Source organism: Amycolatopsis sp. cmx-11-51, assembly GCF_047608665.1.
Lineage (GTDB): Bacteria > Actinomycetota > Actinomycetes > Mycobacteriales > Pseudonocardiaceae > Amycolatopsis.
In genome coordinates, this window is record NZ_JADNQO010000001.1 from 664,912 (window position 1) to 678,915 (window position 14,004).

Here is a 14,004-nt window from a genome sequence, read left to right on the forward strand (position 1 = left end):
CTACGAATCTACAGCCGGGCGAAGCCCGTCCGGTGAGGGTGGCGGCGGGGAGGAAGACGGAGTTACCGATGGCTTCTTCGCGCGGTGGATGGCGACGACGCCGAACGTGAGGTTCAGCCACTCCACCTCGGTCCAGCCGGCGCTCGCGATGATCTCGCCCAGCGTCCGCTGGTCTGGCCACGCCAGCATGGATTCGGCCAGGTAGGAATAGGCCTCGGGGTTCGACGAGGTCCGGCTGCCGATCCAGGTGAGCAGCTTCGCGATGAACTTCCGGTGCAGGAACCGGATCGGTGGCAGTGTGGGCGTCGACACCTCGCAGATCACGAGACGGCCGCCCGGTTTGACCACGCGCGCGATCTCGGTGAGCGCGGCTTTGGTGTCGACGAAGTTCCGCAGCGCGAGCGAGATGGTCACCGCGTCGAAGCTGTCGTCCGCGAACGGCAGCCTCAACGCGTCGGCGGCGACCATCGGGACGCCGCGGTGCTTACCCGCCTTGAGCATGCCGACCGAGAAGTCCGCGGCCAGGCACCAGGCCCCGTTGCGCGCGTACTCGACGGTGGACACGCCGGTGCCCGCCGCGAGGTCCAGCACCTTCTCGCCGCGCACGGCGTCCAGCACCCGTGCGGTGGTGGTGCGCCAGCGGCGGTCGAAGCCGAAGGTCATGAACGAATTCGCGCGGTCGTAGCCGTCCGCGACGTCGTCGAACATGGCGGCGACTTCGTGCGGATCCTTGTCAAGACTCGCTCGGGACATGGCTCTGAATCTAGACCTCGGGGTCAGGGTGTCCTGTGGTGAACCCACTCCGCGCCCGCACGAAGTCGTGGAGACCATTCGACCAAGGCAAACGGAAAGCAAAGTAACGGCAAAGCCAAGGGGGGCAACCTTGTTTTCAGCGGCGGGAAACAGCCCGCCGGTTGAGAAAGGCAACGAGATGAGCTTCGTGAAGAAGACGGCCACCGCGGCCGCGCTGACCGGCGCCGTCATCGGCGGCGCGCTGATGAGCGCCGCCCCGTCGATTGCTGCTCCCGCCTCCACCGATGGCGTCGTGGTCATCCAGGGAACCTGTGGAGACACGAAGGCACCGTCCGTCGGCGGCGGCGCGGCCGGCTGGACCATCACCTGCGGGGCAGGCAGGATCCGCGTCCAGGGCTGGGTCAAGGACACGGACGCCGATGGCAAGGCCGCCGAGGTCTACGGCTCCTGGGGCTACGACAACGCCAGCTTCGGTACCGTCCGCGCGGGCGGTGAAGGCACCAAGAAGAACTTCGACAAGTCCCACAAGGGGTCGACGGTCTACCTCTACCTCCGCGTCATCTGACGTATATGACCTGGTCGAATAGCGCGGGGGCCGGTGACACACCGGCTCCCGCCGCTTCACCCGCGAGGATCCGCCGCTCCAGGAACCGCAGTTCCGGCCCCGGTTCGAGGCCGAGCTGACCGATCGACACCCGGCGAGCGCGCCGGTAGGCCGCCAACGCGTCGGACGTGCGCCCGGCCCGCCAGAGAGCGTCCATCAGAAGGTATTGGGCGCGCTGCCGCAGCGGGTGCCGCCGCACCAGGTCCGCGAGTTCCACGGCCGCGCTCGCGTGCTGCCCGAGGGCCAGTTCCGCCTGGTACAGCGCTTCGAGCAGGACCAGCCGGTGCTCGACGAGCCGCATGCTCTCGTCGGAGAGCAGCGGGACGTCCAGGCCTTCGTACGGCGCGCCCTGCCAATGGCCGAGTGCCTGCCGGATCAGCGACGCGCGCTGCGCGGGATTCGACGACTTCAGGGCCTGGCCGCCCAGCGTCTCGAAGGTCTCGACGTCGAGTTCGCCGGGGTGGACCTGCAGCCGGTAGCCGCCGTTGTCGAACTCGAGCCGCTCGCCCTCGGGCAGGGCCTGCCGCAGCTTGTGGACGTGCCAGTGCAGTTTCGGCACCGCCCGCGGCTCCCAGCGGCTCTCCCACAGGGCTTCGGTGAGCACGTCCACCGGCACGAAGCTGTTCGCCCGGACCAAGAGCACTCCGAGCAGTGTTCTTCTCATCCGTCCGCGCAGCGGGACCGACCGTGAACTGGAAGAGATGCAGAACGTCCCCAGTACTTCGAACCTCACGTGCCGTCCTCTCGCTCGATGGCTGAGGGGACGATGAATGCCGGGTGTACAAAATGGATACAAAGTGATCACTTGAGTGCGGAGAGCACTCGCCGGACCGGCGGCGACCGTCCAGAGTGGACGATCGGTTCAGGCCGCGCGGGCGACTTTGCCCTGGACGGCCTCGTAGTGGCCGACCAGTTCCCGGCAGACGGCGGGCCAGGTCCGGCCCAGCACCACCTTGCGCGCCTTATCCCCCAGCCTGGCGCGCAGCGCGTCGTCACGCAGGTCGTTCACCCTGTCCACCAGTGCCGTCGCGAACCCGGCCCGGTCCGCGGGCAGCAGGTAGCCGGTGCGGCCGGGCAGGACCAGGTCCTTCGGCCCGCCCGCGTTCGGCGCGAGTACCGGCAGCCCGGACGCCATCGCCTCCTGAATGGCCTGGCAGAACGTCTCGTGCGGTCCTGTGTGGACGAAGACGTCGAGGCTCGCGTATGCGGCGGAAAGCTCTTCGCCGTACAGGGCGCCCAGGAACGCGGCCCCCGGGATCCGCTCGCGCAGCATCGGCAGTTCCGGCCCGTCGCCGACGACGACCACGCGTATTCCGTCCACCCCGGCGAGCGCGGTCAGCCGCTCGACCTCCTTTTCGGGCGCGAGCCTGCCGACGAAGCCGACCAGTAGCTCACCGTTCGGCGCCAGCTCGGCACGCAACGCGGGATCGGCGTGGACCGGCGAGAACCGCTCGATGTCGACGCCACGCGCCCAGCGGTGCACCCGCGGGATCCCGTGCAGTTTCAGCTGCTCCACCGAATCCGACGACGGCGCGAGCGTGCGGTCGGCCCGCGAGTGCAGCCGCCGCACCCAGCGCCAGGCCGCGCGGGCCGCGAGGCCGAAGCCGTACGCGGCGGCGAAACCGGCGATGTCGGTCTGGTACACCGCGATGCACGGCACCCGCAGCCGTCTGGCCGCGGCGAGACCGCGGGCACCGACCACGAACGGCGACGCCAGATGCACCACGTCCGGCCCGAAATCGGCCAGCGCGGTGAGCACCGTCCTGGTCGGCACGCCGATCGGGAGGGAGTTCACCCCGGGGAAGTCGAGGGCGGGAATGCGCACGACCGGGGCGCCGAGGTACTCCGTGGGACCCGGGCCCGGGGCGATGATCAGCACGTCGTGCGCGCGGTCGCGGAGGTGTTCCACGACGCGGAGCACGGAGTTGGTCACGCCGTTCACCTGTGGCAGAAAACTTTCGGTGACTATCGCGACTCGCACGATGCTCACCTTCGCATCCGGTTGTGACACCCACGCCAACAAAAACGGAACAGACGACATGTCATCTCAAGGTCGTGTTCCGGAAACCAGTTTCGGCCACACTAGGCAGGCATGACCCTCCTGTCGTCAAGGCCGCCGCAACCCGTCGAGCCCGGGTTGCTGTCGAGGGCCCTCGAAGTGGCCGGGCGGCTGGCCAACGACGCGACCGACGTGATCACCGCGACCGCGGGCCGGGGCGCCCAGCCGGATCTGCACGACTCGCCCTTCGACTGGGTCACCGACACGGACCGGATCCTCGAACGCCACACCCGCCGCGTGCTGACCGCGGAGTTCCCCGGCATCCCCGTCGTCGGCGGTGAGTTCGGCGCCGACCACGGTGCCGACGTCGCCGACTACCGCTGGGTGGTCGACCCGGTGGACGGCACCGCGAACTACGTCGCCGGCGTCCCCTGGTGCGCGTACAGCCTCGCCCTGATCGACGCTTCCGGGCCGGTGGTCGGGGTGGTCGCGGACCCGTATCGCGCCCAGATCTACGCCGCCGCGCGCGGCCGCGGCGCCAGGGCGAACGGCAAGCCGATCAGGCTGACCGACCGCTGCGTGACCGCCGGGGCGATCGTCTGCACGGAACTCACGCGCAAGGGTGTCTGGCCGGGGATGGGCCAGTTCATCGAACGGGCCGCCGCCGCGCACGCCGGCGTCCGGGTGCTGGGTTCGGCCGCGCTGGCCATCGCGCAGGTCGCGCTGGGGCACGCGGCCGCGGCGGTACTGCACAGCTACCGCGAATGGGACGTCGCCGGCTCGGTCGCACTGGCCATCGAGGCGGGGGCCGTGGTGCTGGACCGGCACGGGGAAGACTCGGCCCTGCCGGTCGACGCGCTTCTGGTGGCGGCGCCGGGAGTGGCCGACGAGGTCCTGGGCTGGTGGCAGGAGTCGGTCGGCTGAGTTCGCCTTCCAATCACGCGAGTTATCCGTTCAATCACGCGTGTCGTCCGGCCGATCACGCAAGTTCGCCGGTTCCGCACAGCGGGCCCGCATGTCTCATCGGACGACTCGCGTGATCAGGCGGCGAACACACGTGATCAGGTGGACAACATGCGTGATTGGAAGGCGAACTCGCGTGATCAGGCGGCGGACTCGGCGCGCGAACGGGCGTTCAGCCGCCGGATCCACCACAGCAGCGGACCGGCGACCAGCCAGGTGAAGAAGATCATGCTGCCCAGCGGCAGCAGCGTGTTCGCCGCCGAGCGGCCCGCCACCCGCGCGAGTTCGGGGTCGCCGACGTCGTACTCGATGTTCACCAGCTGCCCGGCGGCCAGTCCGGCCGGGTAGAGGACGCCGTTGGCGGGGCTGTGCACGATGCCGTCGGGAGTGGCGTAGTTGATGATCGTGCGGTCGAACGTCACCGACTCGACCTGCGCGGTCGCCTGGCCGAGTTCGGCTTCGATCGCGCCGTCGTTGCGGAACGCGGCGAACAGCAGCGAGACGCAGAGCACGGTGACGAGTGAGGCGACAAGAAGGGCGGCAACCCACCCGATGCGCCTCACTCGCTCCGCTTTGGCCGTCACGCCGCGAGCGTAGCGCTACCCGTCAGTGGGCATGTCGCTCGGCGAGGAATTCGTGCGTCGCCTTGATCTGCGGATAGGACTTCGGCGCCACCGGGGCGGAAACGGCCCGCAGCGCGGAAGCCGCGGTCCCGTTAGGACTCACGGCGGGCTTGCCCTTGGTGTACAGCCAGGTCTGGAACAGGTCGTACAGCGGCTTGCCCGAGATCTTCTCCGCGAGCGCGATGAACTCTCCGATCACCGCCGACTTGCTCTTCTTCACCTGCTGCCAGGTCTGCAGGATCCGGAAGAACGTGTCGTCGCCCACAGCCTTGCGCAACGCGTGCACCGCGAGCGCTCCGCGGTCGTAGACGGCCCCGTGGAACTGGTTGTCCACGCCCGGGTCGGCGGGCAGGACCTGCCAGAACGGGTCCTCGGCTGGCACCGAGTCGTAGATGTACTGCGCGAGTTCGTCGGCCGTGCCCTCGCCGGTCTCCTCCGACCACAGGAACTCGCCGTAGGAGGCGAAGCCTTCGTTCAGCCAGATGTCACTCCACTTGCCGAGCGTGACGCTGTCGCCGAACCATTGGTGCGCCTGCTCGTGCGCGACGATCGAGGTGTTGGAGCCGGACCGGAAGGCCCGCGCGCCGTACACCGGCCGCGTCTGGTTCTCCAGCGCGAAAGTGATGCCGGTGGTGACGACACCGCCCTGCGCCTCGAACGGGTACGGGCCGAACTTCGAGGCGAGCAACTCGGTGATCTCCGGCGTCCGCTCGATGCTGGCCTTGGCCGCGCCGAGCGATTCGCCGAGGTCGGCGCCATAGGCGGTGATGAACGGCTTGCCGTCCGGCGTGGTCTGCTCGTTCACCTCGAACTTGCCGACCTCCAGCGACGTGAGATACGTCGCCTGCGGTTTGGTGCTGCGCCAGTTCCAGCGCGTCCAGCCAGGGCGCTGCACGGTCTTGCGCACGAGCGAGCCGTTGGACAGCGCCGCGACGTCGTTCGGGACCTCCACCGAGACGTCGTAGGTGGCCAGGTCGGTCGGGTGGTCGTTGGACGGGAACCACCAGGCCGCGCTCTGCGGCTCGTCGACGGCCAGCGCACCGTCCGGGGTCTTCTTCCAGGCGGTGAAGCCGTCGATCTTCACCTTCGACGGCGTGTCCGCGTAGGCCACGACGACGGTCGCCGTCTTGCCCTTCTTCAGCGGTGTTGACGGCGTGACGGTCAGCTCACCGGTGCCGTCGGTCGACGTCGCGAACCGCGCGGGCCGGTTGTCGACCCGGACGCTCGACACCTTGAGGCCGAAGTCGAGGTTGAACCTCGACAAATCCTGCGTCGCGGTGAGCAGGATCGTCGTGGCACCGGACAGCAGATCGGTGGACGGCTGGTAGGTCAGCCGGAGGTCGTAGTGCCCGACGTCGTAGCCGCCGTTCCCGGCGTGCGGGTAGTACGGGTCGCCGACGCCGATCGAGCCAGGCGCGGGTGCGGCGGCCGCGGAGCCCACGAGCAGCACCGAGACGACGCCCGCGGTCAATCCGGCGAAGCCGGCGCGAGTCTTCAAGCGCATTGCGAATCCCTCCCAGGATTTGTCAGCGCGCTCGAACGTAGCCAGATGATCACCGCGGAGACACGTCCGAAGGAGGGGTTCCTACCCTCTGGACCGAGACGGAAGTCTCCGTCCATGCCCCCGCCGCCATCCTCAACGGACACGCTGCGCGCGCAGGCCGATTCAAACAGCGCGCACGGCCGACGAAACCGCCGTACGGAGGCGTGCGTGCAGCTCGCGGTGGCGCGTTCGGTCCACTCGGACCTCCACCACCCGCAGACCGGGCGCGGGCTTCAGCGCGGCGCGGAACTCGGTGAGCGTCTCGGCGACGACGTGCGGGACGCGGTAGCCCGCGCAAAGCGCGCCGAGATCGGCGCCGTGCGGCGTGCCGAAAACGCGCTCGAAGCTGGCGTTGTGCTCGGGCGCGCCCTGCTCCAGGAGGGAGAAGATGCCCCCGCCGTCGTCGTTGAGCACCACGATCGTCAGGTCTGGACGCTGCTCGGCCGGCCCGGTCAGCAGGCCGCTCGCGTCGTGCAGGAACGTGAGGTCGCCCAGCAGGGCGTACGAATGTCCCCTGTGGACGGTCGCGGCGCCGATCGCGGTCGAGACCATGCCGTCGATCCCGGCGACACCGCGGTTGCGGTGCACGAGGACGTCGGGCCGCAGCCGCCCGGCGAGCGCGACGTCGCGGGTCGGGTTGGACGAGCCGACGACCAGCAGCGACCCCTCCGGCATCGCGTCGATCAGTTCGCGGGCCAGCCGCAGCCCGCTCGGCCACGGTTCGACGGCCAGCGCCTCGGCCACCGCCGACGACGCCGCCTTGTCCGCGCGCTGCCAGCTGGCGAGCCACTCCGGATCGGCCGGTTTGGTCGGCTCGTCGAACCACTGCCCGACCTGCCGGACGTTGTGCGCGGGCGCGGGCCAGTCCGAATCGGGCCGGACCAGCAGCACCTCGACGTCGGGATCGGACAGAACCCGCTGGACCTGCCGGAACACCGTCGGACGGCCGATGCAGAGCACCTGCTCGGGCTTGTGCCGCGAGATGAACTCCTCGACGCCGAGCAGCCACGCGCCGGACGAGATCGCCGTCGCGCCGGCCAGCCCGATACCGCCGGTCTCGGAGACCACCGGCCAGCCGTGCAGCTCCGCCCATTCGCTCGCGGCTTGCACGCCGGTGTCGCACGCGATGACCAGGCCGGAACGGGCCGAAGGCACCACGAACGAGGGAAGCGCGCCGAAGTCGGGCAGCTCGGTCCACCGGGCGCCGTCGGGCCGCCCTTCGAGTGACTCGTACCACTCACCGTCGTCGTCGATGTCCGGCACGAGCGGCTCGCGGAACGGGATGTTCAGGTGCACCGGTCCACAGCGCCATTCGCCGTACGCGGCGTTCCAGACGCGGCAGATCTGGCCGCGCCAGTACGAGTTCTGCCCGGCACGGCGTTCGGCGACGGCGAGCTCGTCGAAGTAGCGGATGGCGTTGCCGTAGAGCTGGTGCTGGTCGATGACCTGGCTCGCACCGGCGGCCCGCAGCTCGGGCGGACGGTCCGCGGTGAGCACGATCAGCGGGACACCGGCGCGGTCGGCCTCCAGCACGGCGGGGTGGAAGTTCGCGGCCGCGGTGCCCGAGGTGCACAGCACGGCGACGGGACGGCCGGTCCGCGCGGCGATACCGAGGGCGAGGAAGCCCGCGCCGCGTTCGTCGATCCGGACGTGCAGCTGAAGGCGCCCGGCCGCCGCCGCGTCGTAGAGCGCGATCGACAGCGGCGCGTTGCGTGAACCCGGGCAGAGGACGACGTGCGAGACGGTGTTGCGAACGAGTTCGTCGACGATGACCCTGGCCTGCGCGGTGGAAGGATTCACCGGCAGACCTCGGGTTTCACACTACGACTCACGGCCACACGTCCTATTCTCCCAAACGTGGATGACGCCCAGGTTTCCGAGCTGTTCGACCCCGCCTTGTGGACGGAAGTCGAAGGTTTCGACTTCACCGACATCACCTATCACCGCTCCGCTGAGAGCCGCTCAGGCAAACGTGTCGTGCGTATCGCGTTCGACCGTCCTGAGGTCCGCAACGCCTTCCGGCCGCACACCGTCGACGAGCTGTACCGCGCGCTCGACCACGCACGGATGAGCTCGGACGTCGGCTGCGTCCTGCTCACCGGCAACGGCCCGTCGCCGAAGGACGGCGGCTGGGCGTTTTGTTCCGGTGGTGACCAGCGTATTCGCGGACGCTCCGGGTATCAGTACGCGGATGGGGAGACCTCCGACACGGTCGATCCAGCGAGGGCCGGACGGCTGCACATTCTCGAGGTCCAACGGCTGATCCGGTTCATGCCGAAAGTGGTCATCGCGGTGGTACCGGGGTGGGCCGCCGGTGGCGGGCACTCACTGCACGTGGTGTGCGACCTCACGCTCGCCTCGGCCGAGCACGCGCGGTTCAAGCAGACCGACGCCGACGTCGGCTCCTTCGACGGCGGCTACGGCTCGGCGTACCTCGCCAAGCAGGTCGGGCAGAAGTTCGCGCGGGAGATCTTCTTCCTCGGCCGCGAGTACACGGCCGAGCAGATGCGGGCGATGGGCGCGGTCAACTCCGCCGTCCCGCACGCGGACCTCGAGACCGAGGCGCTGGACTGGGCATGGACGATCAACGGCAAGTCGCCGACGGCGCAGCGGATGCTGAAGTACGCGTTCAACCTCACCGACGACGGTCTGGTCGGCCAGCAGCTCTTCGCCGGTGAGACCACCCGGCTGGCTTACATGCAGGACGAGGCCGTCGAAGGCCGCGACTCCTTCCTTGAGAAGCGAGACCCCGACTGGTCGGCCTTCCCGTACTACTACTGACCCCCTCGCGTTTCGTCCTCTAGTTGCGGTAGTTGGCAACACGAACCACCGCAACTAGAGGACGAATTGCGGGCATAGGCTGGCGGGATGCGTGCGGTAGGGGTGGACGGGAGTCCGGCGTCGATCACCGAGCTGACCTCGGCATTGGACGAGGCGCTCGGTGGTGGTCCGGCGGTCCTCCCCTACGCGTCGGAGGCCCTGCGGGACGCGATGGAGCCGGCGCGCCCGGCCGAACCAGGGACCGCGGTGATCATCGCCACCTCGGGATCCACCGGCGAACCCAAGGGCGTCCTGCTCTCGGCCTCGGCGCTGGCCGCGTCGGCCCGCGCGACCCACGAGCGGCTCGGCGGACCGGGACGCTGGTTGCTCGCGACCCCGGCGCAGTACATCGGCGGGCTGCAGGTGCTGGTCCGCTCCCTGCTGGCCGGGACGGCTCCGTCGGTGCTGCACGCCTCCGGTTTCCGGCCGGACGACTTCGCCGAAGCCGCCGCGCCCCTCCTCGCGGTGGACGGGCCGCGCTACACCGCGCTCGTCCCGACCCAGCTGGGGCGGCTGCTCGACGCGGGCGGGCCGGGGCTGGCGGCGGCTCGCGCGTTCGACGCGATCATCGTCGGCGCCGCGGCGACGACCACCGAACTACGGGAGCGCGCGGCCGAAGCGGGCGTGAACATCGTCCCCGCGTACGGCATGAGCGAGACCGCGAGCGGTTGCGTTTACGACGGCGTACCGCTGGATGGAGTACACGTCGAACTCGAGGACGAGCGGGTCTGCATCACGGGTGAGGTGCTCGCCCACGGCTACCGACTGCGACCTGACCTGACCTCCGAGTCCTTCGAGGGAGGCCGGTTCCGCACTTCCGACCGCGGCAGGCTGTCGCCCGATGGACGTTGGGAGATCCTCGGGCGGATCGACGACATGATCAACACCGGCGGGGTGAAGGTGGCCGCGGCGGCGGTCGAAAAGATCTTGACCGCGCAGCCCGGAATCCGCGACGCGTGCGTGGTCGGAGTGCCTGATCCCGAGTGGGGCGAAGCGGTCGTCGCACTCGTCGTCGGCGCTGGTTGCGACGTCGACTCCCTGCGCGCGGCGTGCCGCGACGAGGCCGGGGCGGCGGCCGCTCCGAAGCGGGTCGAATTCACCGACGAACTGCCGCTGCGAGGCCCCGGAAAGGTCGACAGGACGGCCGTCCGGAATCTCCTACGAAGGTCGTGAATTCCCCACCGATCACTGGGACGTTGTTGACATGAACATTACCCGCGGGTTTACGTCTAAGGCATGACGCGCTGGACACGCACAGTATTGGCCTGCACCGCCGTCACGATGGGTCTGGTCGCTTTGGCCGGGCCCGCGCTGGCGGACGACCCGGAAACCGCCGTTCCGAACAGCGGCACGCTCACCTGGACACTCGAAGGCACCGTCAAGGATCTGAAATAGCACGGCCCGTCCCGTGTTCGCGGTGGCTCGGCACCGCGAGCAGGTGACGAGCCCCGCATACCGGTCGGTAGTCGCCAGGGCCAGAATGGCGGCATGGCGACTGCTGGTGAATGGATCGAAGGGGCACGCCCGCGGACGCTGCCCAACGCGGTGGCGCCGGTGGTCGCCGGAGTCGGCGCGGCGGTCGCGCTCGAAGGCTTCTCCTGGCCCCGTTCGGTCCTCGCGCTGCTGGTTTCGCTCGCCCTGATCGTCGGCGTCAACTACGCCAACGACTACTCCGACGGCATCCGCGGCACCGACGAGAACCGCGTCGGCCCGCTGCGCCTGGTCGGCTCCGGTGTCGCGAAGCCGAAGGCCGTACTGGCGGCCGCCCTCGTGGCCCTCGGGCTCGCCGGGGTCCTCGGGCTCGTACTCGTCGCGATCAGCGGGCTGTGGTGGCTGCTGGCGATGGGCGCGGTCTGCATCCTCGGCGCCTGGTTCTACACCGGCGGCAAGAAGCCTTACGGCTACTACGGTTTCGGCGAGATCGCGGTCTTCGTCTTCTTCGGGCTGGCCGGCGTGCTGGGCACGGTGTACGTCCAAACCGGACGGCTCAGCTGGACGGCGCTCGGCTGCGCGGTCGCCGTCGGCGCGTTCTCGACCGGCGTCCTGACCGCCAACAACCTCCGCGACATCCCGACCGACATCGAGTCCGGCAAGCGCACGCTTGCCACCCGGCTCGGCGACAAGGGCACCCGTCGGCTCTACCTGGCGCTGATCGCGGTGCCGTACGTCGTCAGCGTGCTGCTCTCGTTCGTGACGCCGTGGGCGCTGCTCGGCCTGCTGACCGCGCCGCTGCTGGTGAAATCGGTCAAGGCCGTGGGCGGTGGCGCGCAGGGGCGGGCGCTGATCCCGGCACTGCGGGACACCGGCCTCGCGATGCTGGGGTGGGCGATCCTGACCGCGGTCGCACTGGCCCTTTAGCGTCTCGTGAGTGGTAGGGGTCCGTGAAGAACCGTTTTTTACCACTCACGAGGCCCGCTACAGCTGCGGCAGGAACTTCCCGCTCATCAGGAACTCCTGGTACATCTCCTGGTACGGCGCGATGTCGATGTTCTTCCGCGCCAGCCACTCGTCGTTGTAGTACGTGTTGGCGTACCGCTCGCCGCCGTCGCACAGCAGCGTGACGACGCTGCCCGCCTGGCCCTCCGAGATCATCCGCGAGATCAGCGTGAACGCGCCGAAGAGGTTCGTCCCGGTCGAGCCGCCCGCCCAGTGCCCGGTGCGTTCACGCAGCAGCCGGATGGCCGCCAGCGAACCGGCGTCCGGCACCTGCAGCATCTCGTCGATCACGCCGGGCACGAACGACGGCTCGACGCGTGGCCGCCCGATTCCCTCGATCCGCGACGGCATGCCGGTCGCGTAGTCGAGCGCGCCGGTCTCCCAGGCGCCGAAGAACGAAGAGTTCTCCGGATCGACGACGGCGATCTTCGTGGTGTGGCGCTTGTAGCGCACGTAGCGGCCGAAGGTCGCGCTCGTGCCGCCGGTCCCGGCGCCGACCACGATCCAGGTCGGCACGGGGTGCCGCTCGGACTGCATCTGCGCGTATACCGATTCGGCGATGTTGTTGTTCCCGCGCCAATCCGTCGCGCGCTCGGCGTAGGTGAACTGGTCGAGGTAGTGGCCGTTGCACTCCGAAGCGAGCCGCTCGGCCTCCGGGTACATGTCCGGCGCGCGGTCCACGTAGTGACACTCGCCGCCATAGAACTCGATGAGCGCGATCTTCTCCGGCGAAGTGCTCCGCGGCACCACGGTGATGAACCGCAGTCCGAGCATCCGCGCGAAGTACGCCTCCGATACCGCCGTCGAACCACTGGAAGCCTCGACGAGCACGGTGTTCTGCCCGATCTGGCCGTTCACCAGGCCGTACAGGAACAGTGAACGCGCGAGCCGGTGCTTGAGCGAGCCGGTTGGATGGACGGACTCGTCCTTCAGGTAAAGATCGATGCCCCAGTCCGCGGGCAGCGGGAAGACGTGCAGGTGTGTGTCCGCGCTGCGGTTCGCGTCGGCCTCGATGATGCGGACGGCTTCGCGGACCCAGCTCCGGCTGTGCAGCCGGCTCACGCTGTCCCGTCCACCCGGTCGCCGCGCAGCTGGGAGCGCAGTTCGGCACGAGCGCGAGCGCGCTTTTCGTTGCGGCGGGCGAGCCCGGCGGTCACGCGCGCGTTCAGCGAGCGGAACAGCAGCAGGCCCAGCGGCAGCCCCACGACCAGGCCGATCAGCATCGCGACCAGCAGCGGGACGTTGGCCAGCAGCAACCCGCCACCGATGACCCCGACCAGGAAGAACCTGGCCAGCACGTACAGCGTCAGGTCACGGGCGAGGTGATCGGCGGTTTCCGGATTGTCGCTCACATCAACGCAGGCTACGCGTTGCCGTTGCGGCCGTCCTCCAGGCCCGCGCTGTTGGGCCGTCCTTCGAACCGGGTCGAGAGCACGACGGTGGTGTTCGTCCGGCCGACGCCGGGGATGCGCCGCAGGCGGTTGAGCGTCGCCTCCAGGTTGTCGACGGTCGCCACCCGCACCTTGACGACGAACGCCTCGTCACCCGCGACGGCGTAGCAGCTTTCGACCTCGTCGAGCGCCCCGAGCGCGGCCGCGACGTCCTCGTCGCTCGCTGTGTCGGTGGGGTGGATGCCGACCAGCGCCGTCACCCCGAGTCCGACCGTGCTCGGATCGACCATGGCGTGGTAGCCGGTGATCACGCCGGCGGCCTCGAGTTTGCCGACCCGCTCGTGCACCGATGAGGCCGAGAGCCCGACAGACCGGCCGAGGTCGGCGTAGGTAGCCCTGCCATTCTCACGCAATGCCGCGATGATCTTCCGATCCACCTGGTCCACCGCTACACCTTAGGTGCCACGGCCCGATTCGCAGGACCAGGGCGCGTTTTCGTACATCCGTGACAATGTCGCGGTTGTCGGTTTTGACCTTTAAGGGCTCTTTACTGTTGGACAACCGTTCGAGTACCTGACGGGTGAGATGCAACGATTGCCGTGTTGGCTACCCGGCACGACGGCTTCCGGTTAGCAGTGGAGCTGTGAAGGAGGCGGAAAATGACCGCGACGATGGGCGGAAGGTTGCTCACCCCCGGCGAAGTGGCGGCCCTGTTCCGGGTTGACCCCAAGACCGTGACCCGCTGGGCGACCGCGGGCCGGATCGGCTCGATCCGCACTCCCGGTGGGCACCGCCGGTTCCGTGAGGCCGAAGTGAACGAGCTCCTCGCCGAACTCACCACCGACGCCAGCGAGCCCGCCCGCAAGGTCTGA

16 protein-coding genes are annotated in these 14,004 nt (G+C 69.2%); 7 read left to right on the forward strand and 9 right to left on the reverse strand.

Annotated elements, in window-relative coordinates:
- Nucleotides 1–753 (reverse strand): demethylmenaquinone methyltransferase, encoded by a 753-nt coding sequence (locus tag ACM6LU_RS03275; RefSeq protein ID WP_414936052.1) that lies wholly within the window; start codon nt 751–753, stop codon nt 1–3.
- A 178-nt stretch (nt 754–931) separates the two neighbouring features.
- On the opposite strand from ACM6LU_RS03275, the gene ACM6LU_RS03280 reads away from it, so the two are divergent.
- The gene (locus tag ACM6LU_RS03280) at nt 932–1,318 is read left to right on the forward strand and encodes a hypothetical protein (protein ID WP_414936053.1); all 387 of its coding nucleotides are present in this window, start codon (nt 932–934) and stop codon (nt 1,316–1,318) included.
- Here the strand turns inward: ACM6LU_RS03280 and ACM6LU_RS03285 are convergent.
- Entirely contained in the window at nt 1,311–2,021 is a 711-nt protein-coding gene (locus ACM6LU_RS03285; protein WP_414936054.1) for an AfsR/SARP family transcriptional regulator, read from the reverse strand. The two genes, ACM6LU_RS03280 and ACM6LU_RS03285, sit on opposite strands and share 8 nt — an antisense overlap.
- A gap of 198 nt (nt 2,022–2,219) precedes the next feature.
- Nucleotides 2,220–3,338 (reverse strand): glycosyltransferase family 4 protein, encoded by a 1,119-nt coding sequence (locus ACM6LU_RS03290; protein WP_414936055.1) that lies wholly within the window; start codon nt 3,336–3,338, stop codon nt 2,220–2,222.
- A gap of 111 nt (nt 3,339–3,449) precedes the next feature.
- Between ACM6LU_RS03290 and ACM6LU_RS03295 the strand changes: the two genes are divergently transcribed.
- Complete coding sequence (locus ACM6LU_RS03295) at nt 3,450–4,280, forward strand: inositol monophosphatase family protein (protein ID WP_414936056.1); 831 nt, start codon at nt 3,450–3,452, stop codon at nt 4,278–4,280.
- A gap of 179 nt (nt 4,281–4,459) precedes the next feature.
- Here ACM6LU_RS03295 and ACM6LU_RS03300 read toward each other — a convergent pair whose 3' ends face one another.
- The 3 genes from ACM6LU_RS03300 to menD form a co-directional block, all read right to left on the reverse strand.
- Entirely contained in the window at nt 4,460–4,903 is a 444-nt protein-coding gene (locus tag ACM6LU_RS03300; protein ID WP_414936057.1) for a DUF3592 domain-containing protein, read from the reverse strand.
- Nucleotides 4,904–4,925: 22 nt separating this feature from the next.
- Nucleotides 4,926–6,446, reverse strand: a complete 1,521-nt coding sequence (locus ACM6LU_RS03305; RefSeq protein ID WP_414936058.1) for a M1 family metallopeptidase — start codon at nt 6,444–6,446, stop codon at nt 4,926–4,928.
- A gap of 162 nt (nt 6,447–6,608) precedes the next feature.
- Entirely contained in the window at nt 6,609–8,285 is a 1,677-nt protein-coding gene (gene menD / locus ACM6LU_RS03310) for a 2-succinyl-5-enolpyruvyl-6-hydroxy-3-cyclohexene-1-carboxylic-acid synthase (protein WP_414936059.1), read from the reverse strand.
- Between the two features lie 57 nt (nt 8,286–8,342).
- On the opposite strand from menD, the gene ACM6LU_RS03315 reads away from it, so the two are divergent.
- The 4 genes from ACM6LU_RS03315 (at nt 8,343) to ACM6LU_RS03330 (ending at nt 11,663) form a co-directional block, all read left to right on the forward strand.
- On the forward strand, nt 8,343–9,266 hold the full coding sequence (locus tag ACM6LU_RS03315; protein WP_414936060.1) for a 1,4-dihydroxy-2-naphthoyl-CoA synthase: 924 nt from the start codon (nt 8,343–8,345) through the stop codon (nt 9,264–9,266).
- Between the two features lie 87 nt (nt 9,267–9,353).
- Entirely contained in the window at nt 9,354–10,478 is a 1,125-nt protein-coding gene (gene menE, locus ACM6LU_RS03320; RefSeq protein ID WP_414936061.1) for an o-succinylbenzoate--CoA ligase, read from the forward strand.
- 63 nt (nt 10,479–10,541) lie between these two features.
- Entirely contained in the window at nt 10,542–10,700 is a 159-nt protein-coding gene (locus ACM6LU_RS03325) for a hypothetical protein (protein ID WP_414936062.1), read from the forward strand.
- A gap of 93 nt (nt 10,701–10,793) precedes the next feature.
- Nucleotides 10,794–11,663 carry a 1,4-dihydroxy-2-naphthoate polyprenyltransferase gene (locus tag ACM6LU_RS03330; protein WP_414936063.1) on the forward strand — a complete coding sequence of 290 codons (870 nt, stop codon included), beginning with the start codon at nt 10,794–10,796 and terminating at the stop codon, nt 11,661–11,663.
- A 57-nt stretch (nt 11,664–11,720) separates the two neighbouring features.
- Here ACM6LU_RS03330 and ACM6LU_RS03335 read toward each other — a convergent pair whose 3' ends face one another.
- From ACM6LU_RS03335 to ACM6LU_RS03345, 3 genes are read right to left on the reverse strand one after another with little or no spacing between them, the layout of a single operon-like run.
- Entirely contained in the window at nt 11,721–12,803 is a 1,083-nt protein-coding gene (locus ACM6LU_RS03335; protein ID WP_414936064.1) for a PLP-dependent cysteine synthase family protein, read from the reverse strand.
- Nucleotides 12,800–13,093 carry a DUF4229 domain-containing protein gene (locus ACM6LU_RS03340; RefSeq protein ID WP_414936065.1) on the reverse strand — a complete coding sequence of 98 codons (294 nt, stop codon included), beginning with the start codon at nt 13,091–13,093 and terminating at the stop codon, nt 12,800–12,802. Before ACM6LU_RS03340 ends, ACM6LU_RS03335 begins: the two co-directional genes overlap by 4 nt.
- Before the next feature lie 11 nt (nt 13,094–13,104).
- Nucleotides 13,105–13,578, reverse strand: a complete 474-nt coding sequence (locus tag ACM6LU_RS03345) for an Lrp/AsnC family transcriptional regulator (protein ID WP_414936066.1) — start codon at nt 13,576–13,578, stop codon at nt 13,105–13,107.
- 213 nt (nt 13,579–13,791) lie between these two features.
- Between ACM6LU_RS03345 and ACM6LU_RS03350 the strand changes: the two genes are divergently transcribed.
- Nucleotides 13,792–14,004 carry a BldC family transcriptional regulator gene (locus tag ACM6LU_RS03350; RefSeq protein ID WP_005151795.1) on the forward strand — a complete coding sequence of 71 codons (213 nt, stop codon included), beginning with the start codon at nt 13,792–13,794 and terminating at the stop codon, nt 14,002–14,004.